Origin of the sequence: Enterococcus sp. BWB1-3, assembly GCF_016745275.1 — a bacterium.
GTDB lineage: Bacteria > Bacillota > Bacilli > Lactobacillales > Enterococcaceae > Enterococcus_L.
In genome coordinates this window covers 79,141-94,052 of record NZ_JADOEP010000010.1, presented here as the reverse complement: position 1 = coordinate 94,052, position 14,912 = coordinate 79,141, and the positions used below count along the sequence as shown (strand labels likewise).

The following is a 14,912-nucleotide window of genomic DNA, read 5'->3' as shown; positions in this document are numbered from 1 at the left end:
CATTCAGGTGATTTGCAGTAAGAAATAGACCTCATTTACAGACTTGAAGCACGAAATTATTTCCAGATTCAGAAAAAAGCAAAAAGCCCGGAATCTTTTATAATTCCAGGCACATGCTGCATATCTAAATCAGATACACACTGATAAGCAATTATTTCAGTGTTCTTACCAGATAAACCTCATCACAAAAGCCTTTTAGCCCATTATAAATTCTTTGGGCTCTGCTCTTTTTATCGCACAATGCAAAAACAGTAGGTCCGCTGCCGCTCATTAAAGCTGTATCAGCGCCAAATTTCAACATTCGATCTTTAATCTGCTGAATAATTGGATACCGCTGAATTGTCACACTTTCCAATGCATTACCAACTGTTTGTGTCATTCGCAGATAATCGTTTGCCTGCACTGCTTCTTTCAGACCAGTAATATCCGGATGATGGATGCTGTTAAACGACAAACTACCAAATACAGAGCCTGTTGAAACACTCATTTTCGGCTTCACAAGGACTACCCAGCATTGCGGCATAGGCTGAAGCTTTTCTATCCGCTCGCCTCTGCCTGTCACAAAAGCTGTTCCTCCCTCAATACAGTAAGGAACGTCCGAGCCAATCTCACTGCCCAGTTCAGCCAGTTCGGTATTTGTCAGACCCAACTGCCAAAGCCGATTCAATCCTCTCAGTGTGGCTGCGCAGTCGCTGCTGCCTCCCGCAAGGCCGGCAGCAACAGGTATTCGTTTTTCTATAAAGATTTTTATTCCTTGATCGATCTGCATCCTGCTTTTTATCAGCTCTGCAGCGATATACACATGATTTTTTTGATCTAAAGGAATAAAAGAATTATTTGTTTCAAGGATAATTTGATTATCCGGAAGAGGCTCAAACGAAAGACGATCTGCCAAATCTACACTAGCCATCACCATCTCCAATTCATGATATCCATCTTTCCTCTTGTATAATGCATCCAGACCCAGATTAATCTTTGCCGGTGCCTTCTCAATTATCTCCATGTCTCCACCTATTCTATGATATATCAGCAATCTTATACGACAGAATCCTTTAAAATTCTAACATATGTTTTTAGTGAAGTACATAGAATGTTTGTATAATACAACATATAAAAAAAGTTGGACAAAACGAAATTTCCGTTTTACCCAACTTGATTCGTCATTCTTTAGACAGCTTCACCGATGAACTCAATTTCTACAGTACGTGTCAACACATCTGAATAACTATAAGAAACCCGTTCAAACGAGTTTTCGTCTGGATCTAAGTCTACAACAAAAACAGAAGGATAGGTTTCTGTTAAAACACCTGAACGTTCTGTCTGCCGTTTTCTTCCCGTCTGCGCAGTCAATGTGATTTTACTGCCAATACGGCATTCCAAGTCTTTCTTGATTGAAGCTAAAGTTGTTGGCATTGCATTCACCTCAAAAACGATTGTATCACATGTACAGGAAAATTTCAAGTTTACCATAGCACAAAAATAATTGCAACTACTTATACTACAATTATTTAATTCTTTTATTTTTCTCTCTTTTTTTTAATCATATATCAATGATTTGATCTTCTTTTTTGCCCGATCATAGGCACTTCTGACTCTGATCGGCTGCACATCATATTCTTCTGCAATATCGCTGAGCTCTTTGCCATCCATATATTCTTCAAATGTAACCCGCTCAAAAGAAGACAGGACATTATGAGCATCTTCCAGTTTTTCACGAATAATCATGTAGTCCAGCGCTTGAGATTCTTCTATCTGCATATAATCCAAAAATGTTTCCCCTTGTGTATCCATTTTTTGTTCAAGTGATACAGCAGTTATGTCCCCCTGACGCTTATAGGCGCATTGTCTGCGGACTAAACTTCGAATATGATTCTCGAAATTAAGCTTAAAAAAATTTCCGATTGTTACTTTGTGTCCTTCCTGAAACTTTTCCAAAGAACGAAAAAAGACAATTCGTCCTTCCTGCAGCCAGTCATCCTGATCAAATCCTCTCAAATAATACTTCGTCTGCATTTTAAAAACAACTGGATAATACTTTCGATATAGCTGATCAAATGCTTCAAAGTCCCCGTGTAAAATTGTTTCAAACTGATTCATACTTAACTCCCTTTCCATCCAATTAAACAAATTGATGAAAAAAGAGTACCATCTCTCCGCATCTAAAATGAAGATAAAAAAAGAAGAAAATATATTACGATAAATATTTTCTTCTTTTTAGCATATTATTTTATTATATAGAGTTTTTTTCTGATGGCTCTTCTCTGTACTCATACATTCTTGCGTATATTTTCAAATCAGTCCTTCTCATTCGAAAGCTCTTCTAAAATATCAGACAGCTTTGACAGTTGTTCCATATCCCAGGGTGAGTTCCGTCTAAAGCTCTGATATTGAATATCCGTCGCATGAATGGCAATCGTCCGCTCTGTTTTACGAATCTGGTCATATAATTCTCTGGCAGAAATTCTGAGTGCCCCTTTTGAAAAAATCAGCCATTGTTCAGCCAGATCACTCGTAGCCACAGAGACCTGTGTCAGCAGATTGTTTTTTTCCCCTGTTACACGTTCAATATAGCTGTCAGCCGTCTCTTCTTCTTTTGTAAAAACAACTGTCAGCTGATATTTTTTATAGCTTTGCTGGATTCCAGGTACCAGCTGGGCATCGAAAACAACCATTACTTCAAGACCTTCATATTTCGCATAGTTGGATAATCGGTGAAGCAGCGCTTCCCTTGCATCTTCCAGCTTGTTTTGATTTTTCAGACGAACTAATTCCGGCCATGCACCAATCATATTATAGCCATCTACAATCAGCAGCTGCTTTTTCACCGATTTCACCTCCTCATACCTTGGGATTTCTTCCCCGATAAACTTCATACATTAATAATCCGGCAGCCACGCCGGCATTTAAACTTTGAACATGCCCTGTCATGGGAATAGTCAGCAGTTCGTCTACCTCTTTATGCAGACCTTTACTCATTCCCCGACCTTCATTTCCGATAATCAGTGCAACAGCTCCTGTGGTATTCCATTGCCGATAGTCGGTTCCCTGCATATCTGTCCCAAATATCCAAAAGTCGGCCTTTTTAAGCTCCGTAATTGCATTGGTCAGATTCGTTACTCTGGCAATGGGAACGTACTCTACAGCCCCTGTGGAAGCTTTTACAACAACTGAGGTAACACCCACTGCCCGATGCTTTGGAATAATCACTCCATCCACTCCCGTTGCATCAGCAGTCCTCAAGATAGAGCCCAAGTTATGCGGATCTTCTATACTGTCTAGTATCAGAAAAAAAGGAGTCTCCGATTCTGTTTTTTCAAGCAGCTGATCCAGCGTCAAATATTCATATGCAGTTGTAGCCAGAACCACCCCCTGATGGACGCCTCGGTCACTCAAAGTATCCAGCTTCTGCTTCGGTACCCACTTTACCGGAACTGCATGTTCCTTTGCAGCTTCTTTCAGTCTCTCTATCTTTTCTCCAGAAAGGTCCTCCTGCAAAAACAATTTGTTGCCGCGGTCATTTCCCAGTGCTTCGAGTGCCGCATAATGACCAAAAACAAAATCATCATTTTTTTCTGCGACAGGGCCTTCCTGTTTTTTCACTTTCACAGGTCTTCTGTCTTTCTTATCATTTTGCCTGTTTCTATTTCTTCCTGGCTTCATTCTGCTCACCTGCTTTCTTTATACACCATTCAATCAATTCTTCCAAACGTTCGGTCCTCTTCATTAAATGAAGATAGCCCATCAACGCTTCGAAGCCGGTCGCAACACGGTAAGTTGTGATATCCGCATTTTTAGCCGAGGTATGACTTTTGGCATTTCTTCCACGCTTGTAAATCAGCTCTTCCTCTTCCGACAGCTTGCCTTCCGACAGCATTCCCTGCATTAGAGAAGCCTGCGCCTTTGCTGAGACATAATTGGTTGCAGTTCGGTGAAGAACATTTGGCTTCGTCTGTCCTTCTGAGACCAGGTAATCCCGAATGTATATTTCATAAATTGCATCCCCTACATAAGCCAGTGCCAGACCGTTCAGCTGTGTGTAATCTCTCATTCGCCACGTCTCCATCTGGTTCCCTGAGCAGTATCCTCAAGAATGATTCCCTGTTCTTTTAACAGATCTCTAATTTCATCGCTGCGAGCGAAATTTCGATCTTTTCTTGCCTGATTTCTTTCTTCAATCAGCTGATCAACAGCATCATCCAACAGTTCAGCCGAAGAAAAGAGAATGCCAAATATTTCCAAAAGTACCGTATATAATCCCAAGGCATATTCTGTAACTTTTTTGGAAACAGAATTCTGCTCACTGTACTGATTCAGCCATTTTGCCAATTCGTAAACAACCGTAATTCCATTGGCCGCATTAAAGTCATCATCCATTTCTTTAATGAAAGCTGCTTCAATCTGATCCAGTTCCGCAATCTTTTCAGCATCCTCCAGCAACGCCTCCTCTGCTGAATCTTTTCTGAAAGAAAGATTTTCAAAAGCGATTTTCAGTTTCTGATAATTTACTGCCGCTTCTTTCAGAGTTGTCTCACTATAGCGGATCGGGCGCCGATACTGAGTCGTTGCCATAAAGAACCGCAAAATCTGAGGATCTACCTGCTTAACCATTTCATGTACAGTAATAAAATTTCCTAAAGACTTGCTCATTTTTTCATCGTCTTCGCCAATCGTTACGTAGCCGTTGTGCATCCAGTAATTCGCAAATGTTTTCCCGGTTTTTGCCTCACTTTGTGCTATTTCATTTTCATGATGCGGAAACTCCAGATCCTGACCGCCGCCATGAATATCAATGGTATCGCCCAAATGCTTGCCTGCCATCACCGAGCACTCAATATGCCAGCCCGGACGACCGGCACCCCAAGGAGAATCCCAGAAAATCTCTCCTTCTTTTGCCGCTTTCCACAAAGCAAAATCAAGAGGATCTTCCTTTAGCTTCAGCTCTTCTCCAGTACGCTGACTGGCGCCCATTTCAAGCTCATCAATGGATTGGTGGCTTAATTTCCCATACTCTTTAAATTTTCTAGTGCGATAGTATACGTCTCCCTGAGACTGATACGCATACCCTTTATCAATCAGTGCCTCAATAAATGCCTGAATATCCGGCATATGATCCATTACCCTTGGATTTTCAGTAGCAGGCTTTACATTCAGCGCCGCAGTATCCTCTTTAAATGCCTGAATAAATTTATCTGCAACTTCCGGTGCTGTAATCCCCAGCTCATTGGCTGCCCGGATAATTTTATCATCCACATCTGTGAAGTTGGAAACATAATTTACTTCATAACCTCTATATTCAAAATAGCGGCGAATCGTATCAAAGGCAATTGAACTGCGCCCATTTCCTATATGAATATAATTATAGACTGTTGGTCCGCAGACATACATCTTAATCTTTCCTTTTTCCAAAGGTGTAAAGACTTCCTTCTGTCTGGTTAATGTATTATAAATCTGTATCATCTTTTTCTCCTACCTTTTCCCCGTTGATTCGGACTATTTTTGCCGGAATTCCCACTGCTGTCGCTCGATCCGGTACATCGATCAGCACAACTGCTGAAGCACCTACTTTTGCCTGTTCTCCTATGGTAACCGGTCCTAAAATTTGTGCATGTGCAGAAATGATTGCACCTTTTTTAACAGTAGGATGTCGTTTCCCGCTGTCTTTACCTGTACCGCCTAACGTCACACCATGAAATAGCACCACATCTTCCTCGATCTCAGCTGTCTGACCAATAACCACACCCATCCCATGATCAATAAAAACGCCAGGTGCGATTGTTGCTCCCGGATGAATTTCAATACCTGTCAAAAATCGCCAAAATTGAGCATGAATTTTTGCCAGCAGATAGAGATGATGATTGTATAAAAAATGCGACAGCCGATGCCAGAACAGCGCATATACCCCTGGGTAGGTAAACAGAATTTCTGCAGTGGAACGGGCTGCCGGATCATTTTTTCTAACCGCAGCAATGCTCCTCTTCAACCAACTCATAAGCTTCCTTCCTTTCATTATCTTCTTTCAAAACAACTCCTTCAGTTCATTTTACCATCAGCAGACAGACTCTTTTTCCCCTTTATTTTCCTTAATTAATGATAAAAAACGCCTTTCAAACGAAATAATTCCGCTTAAAAGACGCTTTCACGTGGTTCCACTTTTTTTCACAAAACAGACTGCTGCTTTGCCTCAAAACAGGTAACGTCTGTCAGCCGTTCTCAGCTACTTGCTTTTCACCAAGACCACTCAAAGGGGCATTTCAAAGGGTATTTACTGACTGCTTACACCTGCCGCAGTCTCTCTGAAAATAAACAGCCTTTTACTTCTTCTTTTCTGTGTGTTTCTTTCTATTTTAAAACATTCGTTAAATGAGCTAGTGCTTTTTCTTTTCCTAAAAGCTCAATAGTTTCTGCCAGCTCAGGTCCATGTGTCAATCCGGAAACAGCTACACGAATCGGCATGAACAGGTTCTTCCCTTTTACTCCTGTTTCCTTTTGAACAGCTTTGATTGCCGCTTTAATTGTTGGAACATCCACTACAGCGGCTTCTTCCAGCTGTGCTTTAAACACATTCAGCACTTCAGGAACTGTTTCTCCTGCCAGAACTTCTTTTGCTGCATTATCCAGAACCGGATGTTCATTAAAGAACAGGTCAGAAAGTCCCACTATTTCAGCAGCGTAACTCATTTGCGCCTGATAAAGACTGACAAGTTTCTTCAACCATTCAATTCGTTCCGGTGTTGGATCTTTTTCTACGCGACTGTCAGCAATCAAGTAAGGGATACACATATCTGCCAATACATCCAAATCAATCTGCTTCATGTACTGGTTGTTTACCCACTCAAGCTTTTTGCTGTCGAAAGCAGCTGGTGATTTGCTTAAGCGTTCAGGATCAAAAATATTGATCAGCTCTTCCTGAGAAAAGATTTCTTCTTCCCCAACTGGAGACCAGCCCAGTAATGCGATAAAGTTGAACATTGCTTCAGGCAAATAGCCCAGCTCACGATATTGTTCAATAAACTGCAGGATAGTTTCATCACGTTTACTTAATTTTTTCCCTGTTTCTGAATTAATAATTAGAGTCATATGCCCAAAGCTTGGCGGTGTCCAGCCAAATGCTTCATAAATCATCAGCTGTTTTGGTGTATTGGCAATATGATCATCACCGCGGAGCACGTGAGTAATTTTCATCATGTGGTCATCTACAGCCACCGCAAAGTTATAGGTAGGCATACCGTCACGTTTTTGAATAACAAAATCGCCGCCGGTATTATCAGATTCAAATACGATTTCCCCTTTAACCATATCATCAAATGTATAGGTAGTATTTCTTGGAACGCGGAAACGGATGACCGGTTTCAATCCCTGTGCTTCTTTTTCTGCCTGTTCTGAAGGCGACAGATCTGCACACTTTCCAGAGTAATGAGGCATTTCACCTCTCGCTCTCTGTGCTTCTCTTTCTGTTTCCAGCTCTTCTTCTGTACAATAACATTTATACGCACGATTGCTGCTTAGCAGCTGATCAATCAGCGGCTGATAAATCTCTTTTCGTTCAGACTGGCGATACGGACCATACTCACCCGGATTTTCTGGAGATTCATCCCAATTAATTCCAAGCCACGCCAGATTTTCAAGCTGACTTTTTTCACCGTCTTCAATATTTCTCTTTTGATCTGTATCTTCTATACGGATAATGAATTCACCATCATTATGACGGGCGAACAAGTAATTAAATAAAGCTGTTCTTGCATTTCCAATATGCAGGTGTCCTGTTGGACTTGGTGCGTAACGTACACGAACTTTTGTCATTATCTTTTCCTCTTTCTTAATTTTCGAGTAAAGCGACCGCCATCGCTCCCATTCCTTCTTCACGACCGATAAAACCCATTTTTTCCATCGTTGTCGCCTTTATATTCACCTGTTCTGCGGTTATTTTACAGGTCTCGGCAATATTTTCTTTCATCTTTTCCAAATACGGCTTCATTTTCGGCTGCTCTGCTAAAATTGTACAATCAATATTGTTAATAGTAAAGCCTGCATCCATGACTTTTTTATTTGCCTGATACAGCAGTTCCATCGAATCTGCGTTTTTAAATGCAGGATCTGTATCTGGAAACAGATGACCGATATCACCTAAGCCCGCACCGCCCAGAATTGCATCGGTAATGGCATGAAGCAGAATATCAGCATCCGAATGTCCCAACAATCCCTTAGAAAAGGGAATTTCCACACCGCCGACAATCAGCTTGCGGTCTTCTGCCAGCTGGTGAACATCAAATCCCTGACCAATTCTAAACATATTTGTCTAGCTCCTTTTTCGTTTAACAATTGCTTCACCTATCAACATATCATCCGGTGTTGTCAATTTAATGTTTTCGTAGCTTCCAAGAACCATTGTCACAGGAAGATTACTATATTTTTCCATCAACGAAGATTCGTCCGTTCCCAGAAAATCCTCTTCACGGGCTTTTTCATGTGCATTTATCAGGTCATTTCCGTAAAAAACCTGTGGTGTCTGAATCTGCCACAATGTATCTCTGGGAATGGTTTCCTGAACTGTTCCATTGATTACTCGTTTAATCGTATCTTTAACCGGTACACCCAAAATAGCGGTACGTGTTTCAAGTGCTGCCGCATGAAGCTCCTTTAACTGCAAACGAGTAACAAATGGCCGAGCACCATCATGAACCATCACAATATTTTCTGGATGTTTCAGCTTCTGCAAACCATTATACACACTGTACTGGCGTTCACAGCCGCCGGGAACAATAGTAATCGTACAGTTTTTGCTTCGAACTTTTCGAATCGTTTCTTTAAGCAAATCCTGTTCATCTGATTGAGTTACTAAAATAATATGCCTGCACAGCGGATCTTTCAGAAACGTTTTCAGCGAATACAGGATAACCGGTTTCCCCATAAGATGCAGCAAAATTTTATTTCGGGAAGCACCCATTCTTTTTCCCTGACCTGCTGCCAGTAAAATAACTTCATATTCTTTCATAATCTACTTCTTTTCATTTGCCTGATAGGAACCCTTATTTTCATCAATTCCTCTGCCTGAATGTGCAGGTTTGGCAAAAATCATCCGTCCAGCAGCTGTCTGAAGAGCGCTGGTCACAACGACCTGAATATGCTCATTCATATAATGCTGCCCGTCCTCAACAACAACCATGGTGCCATCGTCAAGATAAGCCACCCCCTGCTGCCGCTCTGTTCCGGCTTTGACAACCATTACGTTCATTGTTTCTCCTGGAATCACTACCGGCTTCACAGCATTTGCCAGCTCATTGATATTCAGAACCGGAACATTTTGAAATTCAGAGACTTTATTTAAATTATAGTCATTAGTTACAACGACACCATCTAAAAGCTTTGCCAGCTTAATCAGTTTACTGTCTACTTCTGCAATATCCTCAAAATCTCCATCGTACATTTCCACAGAAATTCCTTCTTCTTTTTGAAGGGCATTCAGAATATCCAGCCCGCGTCGTCCGCGTACCCGCTTCAAGCTGTCGCCAGAATCAGCAATATATTGAAGCTCATATAAAACAAAGTTAGGAATTAAAATAACGCCTTCCAGGAATCCGGTTTTGGTGATATCATAAATTCGACCATCAATAATTACGCTTGTATCCAAAATTTTATATTTGTGAAAATGATCCTCCACCTTACGCTCCAGCATCTGTCCTTCATTTTCCGGCAACGGTTTCTTTTGTCTGCTGGTAAAGATTTTTTTCCACTCCTCAATTCTGGTAGTTCCCATTCGAAAGCCCAGATAACCCAGCATAATCATAACTAAAATAGGGACCAGACTGTTCACTACAGGAATATCCAAGTTGTACATTGGGATGGAAATAATCACACCGAGCGTTAAGCCTAAAATCGCTCCGACACTTCCAAATAGAAGAAAGGTCAGACTTACCTCATTTAAAGATTTTTCAATTCTTTTAACTGCTGAAATAATGTATTTTGTTAACAGTAAAGATAAAATAAAGAAAATAATTGCACCGATCAGACTGTTAGTAAAATTATTGTTCAGCCATTTATTATCCGCTTGATTTGTCATCTTCCAAGCTATAGGAAATAATGATATTCCCAAGCTGGCTCCAACAACAACCATCAAGACAGAGATTACACGTTTTTGCATAGTACTCTCCTATTCTCAAATTTTATTTTTGATTATTTGTTAAAAACGACTGGATACAATGGTCCAGTCAAAATAATATACCATCACTGACAGCCGAACACCTTGTCTCGTTATTTTTTCTTAAACATAAAAATAGATTAAAAAGATTCGACATCCTGCCGCTGTTACTATCTATTAAAAAGTATGGCGGCGGACTGTCAGTTTTCATTTTGATAAGACATCTGAGCAGCTATTGTGAACTTACAATAAATCAGTCCTGCCATACTTTTTAGTTTACTGAAAAACTTTTTTCAGTGTTTCTCCAAGCGTTGAAACACCGATTACTTCAATTTCTTTAGGTGGTTCCCAGCCCCCCAGATTATTCTTGGGGAGATAGATTCGCGTGAAGCCAAGCTTGGCTGCTTCTCTTACTCGTTGTTCAATGCTGTTCACCCGCCGAACTTCACCTGTCAAACCAATTTCTCCGATAAAGCACTCTGTCGGCTTCGTTCCCTTTTCTTTATAGCTGGAGGAAATACTGACAGCTACTGCCAAATCAATGGCTGGTTCATTCAGCTTCACACCTCCGGCTGCTTTCAGATAAGCATCTTGATTCTGAAGCAGCAGACCAGCTCTTTTCTCAAGTACCGCCATAATCAGCGATACACGGTTAAAATCAAGACCGGTTGTCGTTCGCTTGGCATTCCCAAAAACTGTCGGAGTAACCAGTGCCTGAACCTCTACCAGAATCGGACGGCTGCCTTCCATGGCTACGACTATGGCAGATCCTGTTGCGCCATCAAGTCGTTCTTCTAAAAATACCTGTGAAGGATTTGCCACCTCTTCCAGTCCATGTTCCCGCATTTCAAAAATACCGATTTCATTGGTTGAACCAAACCGGTTTTTGACTGCACGTAAAATTCTGAAGGTATGATGCTTATCTCCTTCAAAATACAATACAGTATCAACCATGTGCTCCAGCATACGAGGTCCTGCAATCGAACCCTCCTTCGTCACATGACCGACAATAAAAATAGCAATTCCGTTAGTCTTTGCGAGTTTCAGCAGTTCAGCTGTTGTTTCGCGCACCTGACTGACGCTGCCTGCAACACTTGTAACATCCGGCTGAGTCATCGTCTGAATAGAATCAATAATGACATAATCCGGTTCAAGTTTTTCGATCGCACGGGAAATTTCCTGCATATCTGTTTCAGCATATAAATAGAAATCAAGATTGGACGTACCCAGACGCTCCGCGCGCAGCTTGATCTGTTCTGCACTCTCTTCTCCGGAAACATACAGCACTTTTCCGCCGACTTCTGTCAGCTGCTGAGAAACTTGAAGAAGCAATGTGGATTTTCCGATGCCCGGATCTCCACCGATCAGTACCAGCGATCCCGGAACGACACCGCCGCCCAGCACCCGGTTCAATTCTGCCAGCTTTGTTGCTACTCTGGGTTCTTTTCTGGGAATGACTTCTGTCAGCAGTTGAGGCTGAGTTTTCTTTCCAGTCAAACTGACTCTGACACGCCGGTCTGTTGTATCCTGAAGAGTCACTTCCACCATTGAATTCCATTGCCCGCAATTTGGACAGCGTCCTAGATATTTGGGAGAAATGTAGCCGCAAGTCTGACATTCAAATTGAACTTTTGCTTTTTTTGCCATGCTGCAGCTCCCTACTCAAATCTTATAATTTGTTGTTGTATTAACTGTTAGTATTTTATCACACTCTGGTCTGTTTACACTAAGACTTCTTATTATCAATAAAGAAGTTTAATCAGATTTTAAGCAATCATTGGCCTGAAGAACCAAATCCTCCGGTTCTTTCCGCCTCCACATCATCTGTATCTGATAAAAGAAACGCTTTAAAAATTCCCTGACCGATTCTTTCCCCTTTTTCTATCGTTACTTCTTCATAGCCAAAATTCAGGAACTGGAACATAATATGTCCTTCATTTCCTTCGTTGTTATAATAATCACTGTCAATCACACCCACACCGTTTGCAAGCATCAGAAATCGCTTCAGCGGATTTGAGGAGCGGCTGACTAACTCCAGATATTCATTCTTCGCCATATACACCTTGATCCCTGTCTTTATCAAAGTTGGCTTTGGAGTCTCCCCTTTTTCTTTTTGCGCCCAAATACTGGGTATTACGATAGTTTCAGCCGCTTCAAAATCATAGCCTGCTGCACCGCTTGTTGCCCTTTGGGGAAGAGTAATTTGCTGATCTTCATAATCTGAAATAATTTCAAAACCTCGTTGTTTCATCTAAGCTCTCCTCTGTTTTTTATAACCTATGTTTATTTTAACATACTTGCTTTATAATACGTTATTTTTTGGATGATTTGTGTATGTTAATTCATTCTTTCCTCTTAGAGAAAAATTTCAGTGCGGTGTTGTCAAATACTTACATAAAAATACCTGATAATTATTTTTCAATAGTCAGCTTTCTATTTTTAAACAAACGTTCATATAGGATAAAAAACAGGAGATACAGCAAAATGCCGATACTGAGATAATGAATTGCATCAATAATGTGTAATATCTGAGGATTACCTTCCCTATATCCGGTAATCTGCAGTATCGTATTAATTGAAATACCTGATCCTTTTGCCATGATCCACAGTCCACCCATAATTAGAAACTGGTGAACAATACTTCCTTTTGACTGAGCAGCATAACGGATAATAATCCGCTGGTCCTTAGGGAGTTCGCTGCTTTCAGCATATACCTGATTTAAATACGTGCTGGCAGCGCTTATAAACATACTGAAAATAAAGACACCTATCGGAAAAATTGCACGGAACATCAGTAATATTAAAGAAAAAATCAGTCCAAAAATATGAATAAGCTCTCTGTCTAATTTTAAAAATAAATGATAAATATATTTCATCAGTAATTTAGATGCTAAAATTCCCAGAATATATGGCGTATACAAATACAAGGCAATTTTATTGTTTCCAAAATAAAATGCTGTATAAAATGTTCCGAAAAGTAAAATAAAATTAACGCTCATTCCATTAATAAAAACCAGCAGGTTGAGCCATATAGGCAGCTTCCAGTTTCGGTGAACTGTACTGATATACCAGGATGCAACAATCAGACAGGCAGAAAAGCCAATGACTGCAATAGACAGATAATGCGAATCAAATAGAGCACGTGCCAAACGGACAATAATCAGCAGAATAAAATAAACCAGAAACAATAGAAATTCCTTCATAAAAAAAGTCTGCTCATCCATTTTATCCATGCGTCTGTCTTGAACCGGATAGCTGTTCATTTTAAATAAAGCTGCAAGATACAGCAGCGTGTACTCTGTAAAAATAACCAGATTCCTGGCAGGAAAATTCGCAGTCAGAGAACCGATAAAGATACCGATAAGCACAATCATAAAAACAAGCGTCATCAAGCTGGTCTTTTCCTTTTTTACCTTCAGTTCTTTCCGCTGATATTTAATAGTGGTATTGGTTGGAGGAAGCCAGGCTGCACTCAAACCAATCAGTACTGCAGAAAGAAGATAGCAAGGATACCACCACTCTCCCAAAATACCAAAGATGCCTCCCAGAGCACCGACAATCAAAGAAAGAATAAAAATGTGGAGTGTTGTCAGAGCTAATCGAAAGCTTTTTAATAAAAAAATACCCGCTATTCTAACAGTGTAAAACAGTACAAAGGGGAGAATACCTTCCCACCCTGCTCCAGTGTGCATATTTAAAAACACCAAATAGGGAATAAAGGAAACCGTATTAACAAGAACAAAAGGAATCCCCGGATAAAGTTTTGTAAATACTGATTTGACAGCGCCCATCATTTCAACTCCTTCAAACAATTTCATATACTTACAGTCTATCATTGTCACAAAACAAAATCGAAGATAAACCTCGTTTTTTCAGCCATTTCCCTGAATTTTTCAACAAATAGATAAGTTTGTAATTATTCAAGAAAAACAAATGAAAATGAATTGGAACTGTTAGAGATATTTTTATGGAAAAATCAGCAGAGAACCAATTATATATATTAAGTGAAGTATTAGTTAAAAATTTATCGATTTGCTATTCATGATACACTTGAAGAAAAATGAGGTAGTATCACTGTTTTTCTGACTTTTTTGGAAATAGTCCTAACTATCCAGCCAGAAGAAAAAATTGTCAAGGTACTGGATAATACCCGAGTACACCATGACAATTATCCCCCCCTTTCTTCTGGCTAATTCTCAATTCGGCTGCTGTTTCTGTCGTCTTACACCCTGCAATTAACCAAAAATGAGGTGCTTTGGAAGTGTTTAACAGAATCATGTATCAGCAATGTTTTCTTTTCAAAGTCAAAGTATTATCAGATTACCTTAGCTGTTCGTACGTTCGTTGATTGGGTCAATACGGTTTCTGAGTAACTTCCTGATCGACTTCATTTATAATCTTGCTTTTTTACGGGATATACAGAAGGGAAATTTATTTAAAAAAATGAAATCCATTACTTTCTATTGATTTAAAAACAGTTAATCAGCAGGCGGGAAATACTTGTATATTTTGACCTTTCACCAATTTTATTTAATCTGTAAAACTGGATAGAGTATCGCTGCTCTTTGTTCCTGGACAAAAAAACACCCTGCCTCATTAATAAGACAGGGATAGGAAAGTATTAAATGAAAAAGCTTGGTTATTGGGTTGACTATAGAATAATCCTTCTAGCTTAAACTAACCTTAAAAACGAAAATTAATTCAAAAAAAGCTTTATGGTAATTTGAAATTCCTTTTGTTACGCTGTCAAAAGAACCTTATTTTAACAGAAGAGATG

15 protein-coding genes and 1 other annotated feature are annotated in these 14,912 nt (G+C 40.1%); all 15 genes read right to left on the bottom strand.

The window, feature by feature from the left end:
- Window positions 1-151 precede the first annotated feature (151 nt).
- The 15 genes from ispE to IW492_RS08975 all read right to left on the bottom strand — a co-directional run bounded on the left by ispE (window position 152) and on the right by IW492_RS08975 (window position 13,926).
- Window positions 152-1,003: a 4-(cytidine 5'-diphospho)-2-C-methyl-D-erythritol kinase gene (gene ispE, locus IW492_RS09045; RefSeq protein WP_202067290.1), complete on the bottom strand. Its 852-nt coding sequence runs from the start codon at window positions 1,001-1,003 to the stop codon at window positions 152-154.
- Window positions 1,004-1,167: 164 nt separating this feature from the next.
- Window positions 1,168-1,413 carry a Veg family protein gene (locus IW492_RS09040; RefSeq protein WP_202067289.1) on the bottom strand — a complete coding sequence of 82 codons (246 nt, stop codon included), beginning with the start codon at window positions 1,411-1,413 and terminating at the stop codon, window positions 1,168-1,170.
- A 123-nt stretch (window positions 1,414-1,536) separates the two neighbouring features.
- Window positions 1,537-2,097: a sigma-70 family RNA polymerase sigma factor gene (locus tag IW492_RS09035; protein WP_202067288.1), complete on the bottom strand. Its 561-nt coding sequence runs from the start codon at window positions 2,095-2,097 to the stop codon at window positions 1,537-1,539.
- A gap of 197 nt (window positions 2,098-2,294) precedes the next feature.
- Entirely contained in the window at window positions 2,295-2,825 is a 531-nt protein-coding gene (locus IW492_RS09030; RefSeq protein WP_202067287.1) for an NYN domain-containing protein, read from the bottom strand.
- Between the two features lie 13 nt (window positions 2,826-2,838).
- Complete coding sequence (gene rlmB / locus IW492_RS09025; protein WP_202067286.1) at window positions 2,839-3,660, bottom strand: 23S rRNA (guanosine(2251)-2'-O)-methyltransferase RlmB; 822 nt, start codon at window positions 3,658-3,660, stop codon at window positions 2,839-2,841.
- A complete protein-coding gene (locus IW492_RS09020) occupies window positions 3,641-4,048 on the bottom strand; it encodes a Mini-ribonuclease 3 (RefSeq protein ID WP_202067285.1) in 408 nt (135 codons plus the stop codon). The genes rlmB and IW492_RS09020 overlap by 20 nt, the downstream gene beginning before the upstream one ends.
- Complete coding sequence (gene cysS / locus IW492_RS09015) at window positions 4,045-5,457, bottom strand: cysteine--tRNA ligase (protein ID WP_202067284.1); 1,413 nt, start codon at window positions 5,455-5,457, stop codon at window positions 4,045-4,047. Before cysS ends, IW492_RS09020 begins: the two co-directional genes overlap by 4 nt.
- Window positions 5,441-5,989 (bottom strand): serine O-acetyltransferase EpsC, encoded by a 549-nt coding sequence (gene epsC / locus IW492_RS09010; protein WP_202067283.1) that lies wholly within the window; start codon window positions 5,987-5,989, stop codon window positions 5,441-5,443. Before epsC ends, cysS begins: the two co-directional genes overlap by 17 nt.
- Before the next feature lie 134 nt (window positions 5,990-6,123).
- Window positions 6,124-6,337, bottom strand: a binding site (T-box leader).
- Window positions 6,338-6,339: 2 nt separating this feature from the next.
- On the bottom strand, window positions 6,340-7,800 hold the full coding sequence (gltX, locus tag IW492_RS09005) for a glutamate--tRNA ligase (protein WP_202067282.1): 1,461 nt from the start codon (window positions 7,798-7,800) through the stop codon (window positions 6,340-6,342).
- A 16-nt stretch (window positions 7,801-7,816) separates the two neighbouring features.
- Window positions 7,817-8,290 carry a 2-C-methyl-D-erythritol 2,4-cyclodiphosphate synthase gene (gene ispF / locus IW492_RS09000; protein WP_202067281.1) on the bottom strand — a complete coding sequence of 158 codons (474 nt, stop codon included), beginning with the start codon at window positions 8,288-8,290 and terminating at the stop codon, window positions 7,817-7,819.
- 6 nt (window positions 8,291-8,296) lie between these two features.
- Entirely contained in the window at window positions 8,297-8,992 is a 696-nt protein-coding gene (gene ispD, locus IW492_RS08995) for a 2-C-methyl-D-erythritol 4-phosphate cytidylyltransferase (RefSeq protein WP_202067280.1), read from the bottom strand.
- A 3-nt stretch (window positions 8,993-8,995) separates the two neighbouring features.
- A complete protein-coding gene (locus IW492_RS08990; protein ID WP_202067279.1) occupies window positions 8,996-10,138 on the bottom strand; it encodes a PIN/TRAM domain-containing protein in 1,143 nt (380 codons plus the stop codon).
- Between the two features lie 273 nt (window positions 10,139-10,411).
- The gene (gene radA / locus IW492_RS08985) at window positions 10,412-11,782 is read right to left on the bottom strand and encodes a DNA repair protein RadA (protein ID WP_202067278.1); all 1,371 of its coding nucleotides are present in this window, start codon (window positions 11,780-11,782) and stop codon (window positions 10,412-10,414) included.
- Between the two features lie 127 nt (window positions 11,783-11,909).
- On the bottom strand, window positions 11,910-12,386 hold the full coding sequence (locus IW492_RS08980; RefSeq protein ID WP_202067277.1) for a dUTP diphosphatase: 477 nt from the start codon (window positions 12,384-12,386) through the stop codon (window positions 11,910-11,912).
- A gap of 160 nt (window positions 12,387-12,546) precedes the next feature.
- On the bottom strand, window positions 12,547-13,926 hold the full coding sequence (locus tag IW492_RS08975; RefSeq protein WP_202067276.1) for a hypothetical protein: 1,380 nt from the start codon (window positions 13,924-13,926) through the stop codon (window positions 12,547-12,549).
- Window positions 13,927-14,912 lie beyond the last annotated feature (986 nt).

Excerpts from the sequence above, each read along its gene's own strand:
- ispE (WP_202067290.1), bottom strand. The coding sequence starts at position 1,003 with ATGGAGATAATTGAGAAGGCACCGGCAAAGATTAATCTGGGTCTGGAT.
- IW492_RS09040 (WP_202067289.1), bottom strand. The coding sequence starts at position 1,413 with ATGCCAACAACTTTAGCTTCAATCAAGAAAGACTTGGAATGCCGTATT.
- IW492_RS09035 (WP_202067288.1), bottom strand. The coding sequence starts at position 2,097 with ATGAATCAGTTTGAAACAATTTTACACGGGGACTTTGAAGCATTTGAT.
- rlmB (WP_202067286.1), bottom strand. The coding sequence starts at position 3,660 with ATGAAGCCAGGAAGAAATAGAAACAGGCAAAATGATAAGAAAGACAGA.
- IW492_RS09020 (WP_202067285.1), bottom strand. The coding sequence starts at position 4,048 with ATGAGAGATTACACACAGCTGAACGGTCTGGCACTGGCTTATGTAGGG.
- cysS (WP_202067284.1), bottom strand. The coding sequence starts at position 5,457 with ATGATACAGATTTATAATACATTAACCAGACAGAAGGAAGTCTTTACA.
- epsC (WP_202067283.1), bottom strand. The coding sequence starts at position 5,989 with ATGAGTTGGTTGAAGAGGAGCATTGCTGCGGTTAGAAAAAATGATCCG.
- gltX (WP_202067282.1), bottom strand. The coding sequence starts at position 7,800 with ATGACAAAAGTTCGTGTACGTTACGCACCAAGTCCAACAGGACACCTG.
- ispF (WP_202067281.1), bottom strand. The coding sequence starts at position 8,290 with ATGTTTAGAATTGGTCAGGGATTTGATGTTCACCAGCTGGCAGAAGAC.
- ispD (WP_202067280.1), bottom strand. The coding sequence starts at position 8,992 with ATGAAAGAATATGAAGTTATTTTACTGGCAGCAGGTCAGGGAAAAAGA.
- IW492_RS08990 (WP_202067279.1), bottom strand. The coding sequence starts at position 10,138 with ATGCAAAAACGTGTAATCTCTGTCTTGATGGTTGTTGTTGGAGCCAGC.
- radA (WP_202067278.1), bottom strand. The coding sequence starts at position 11,782 with ATGGCAAAAAAAGCAAAAGTTCAATTTGAATGTCAGACTTGCGGCTAC.
- IW492_RS08980 (WP_202067277.1), bottom strand. The coding sequence starts at position 12,386 with ATGAAACAACGAGGTTTTGAAATTATTTCAGATTATGAAGATCAGCAA.
- IW492_RS08975 (WP_202067276.1), bottom strand. The coding sequence starts at position 13,926 with ATGGGCGCTGTCAAATCAGTATTTACAAAACTTTATCCGGGGATTCCT.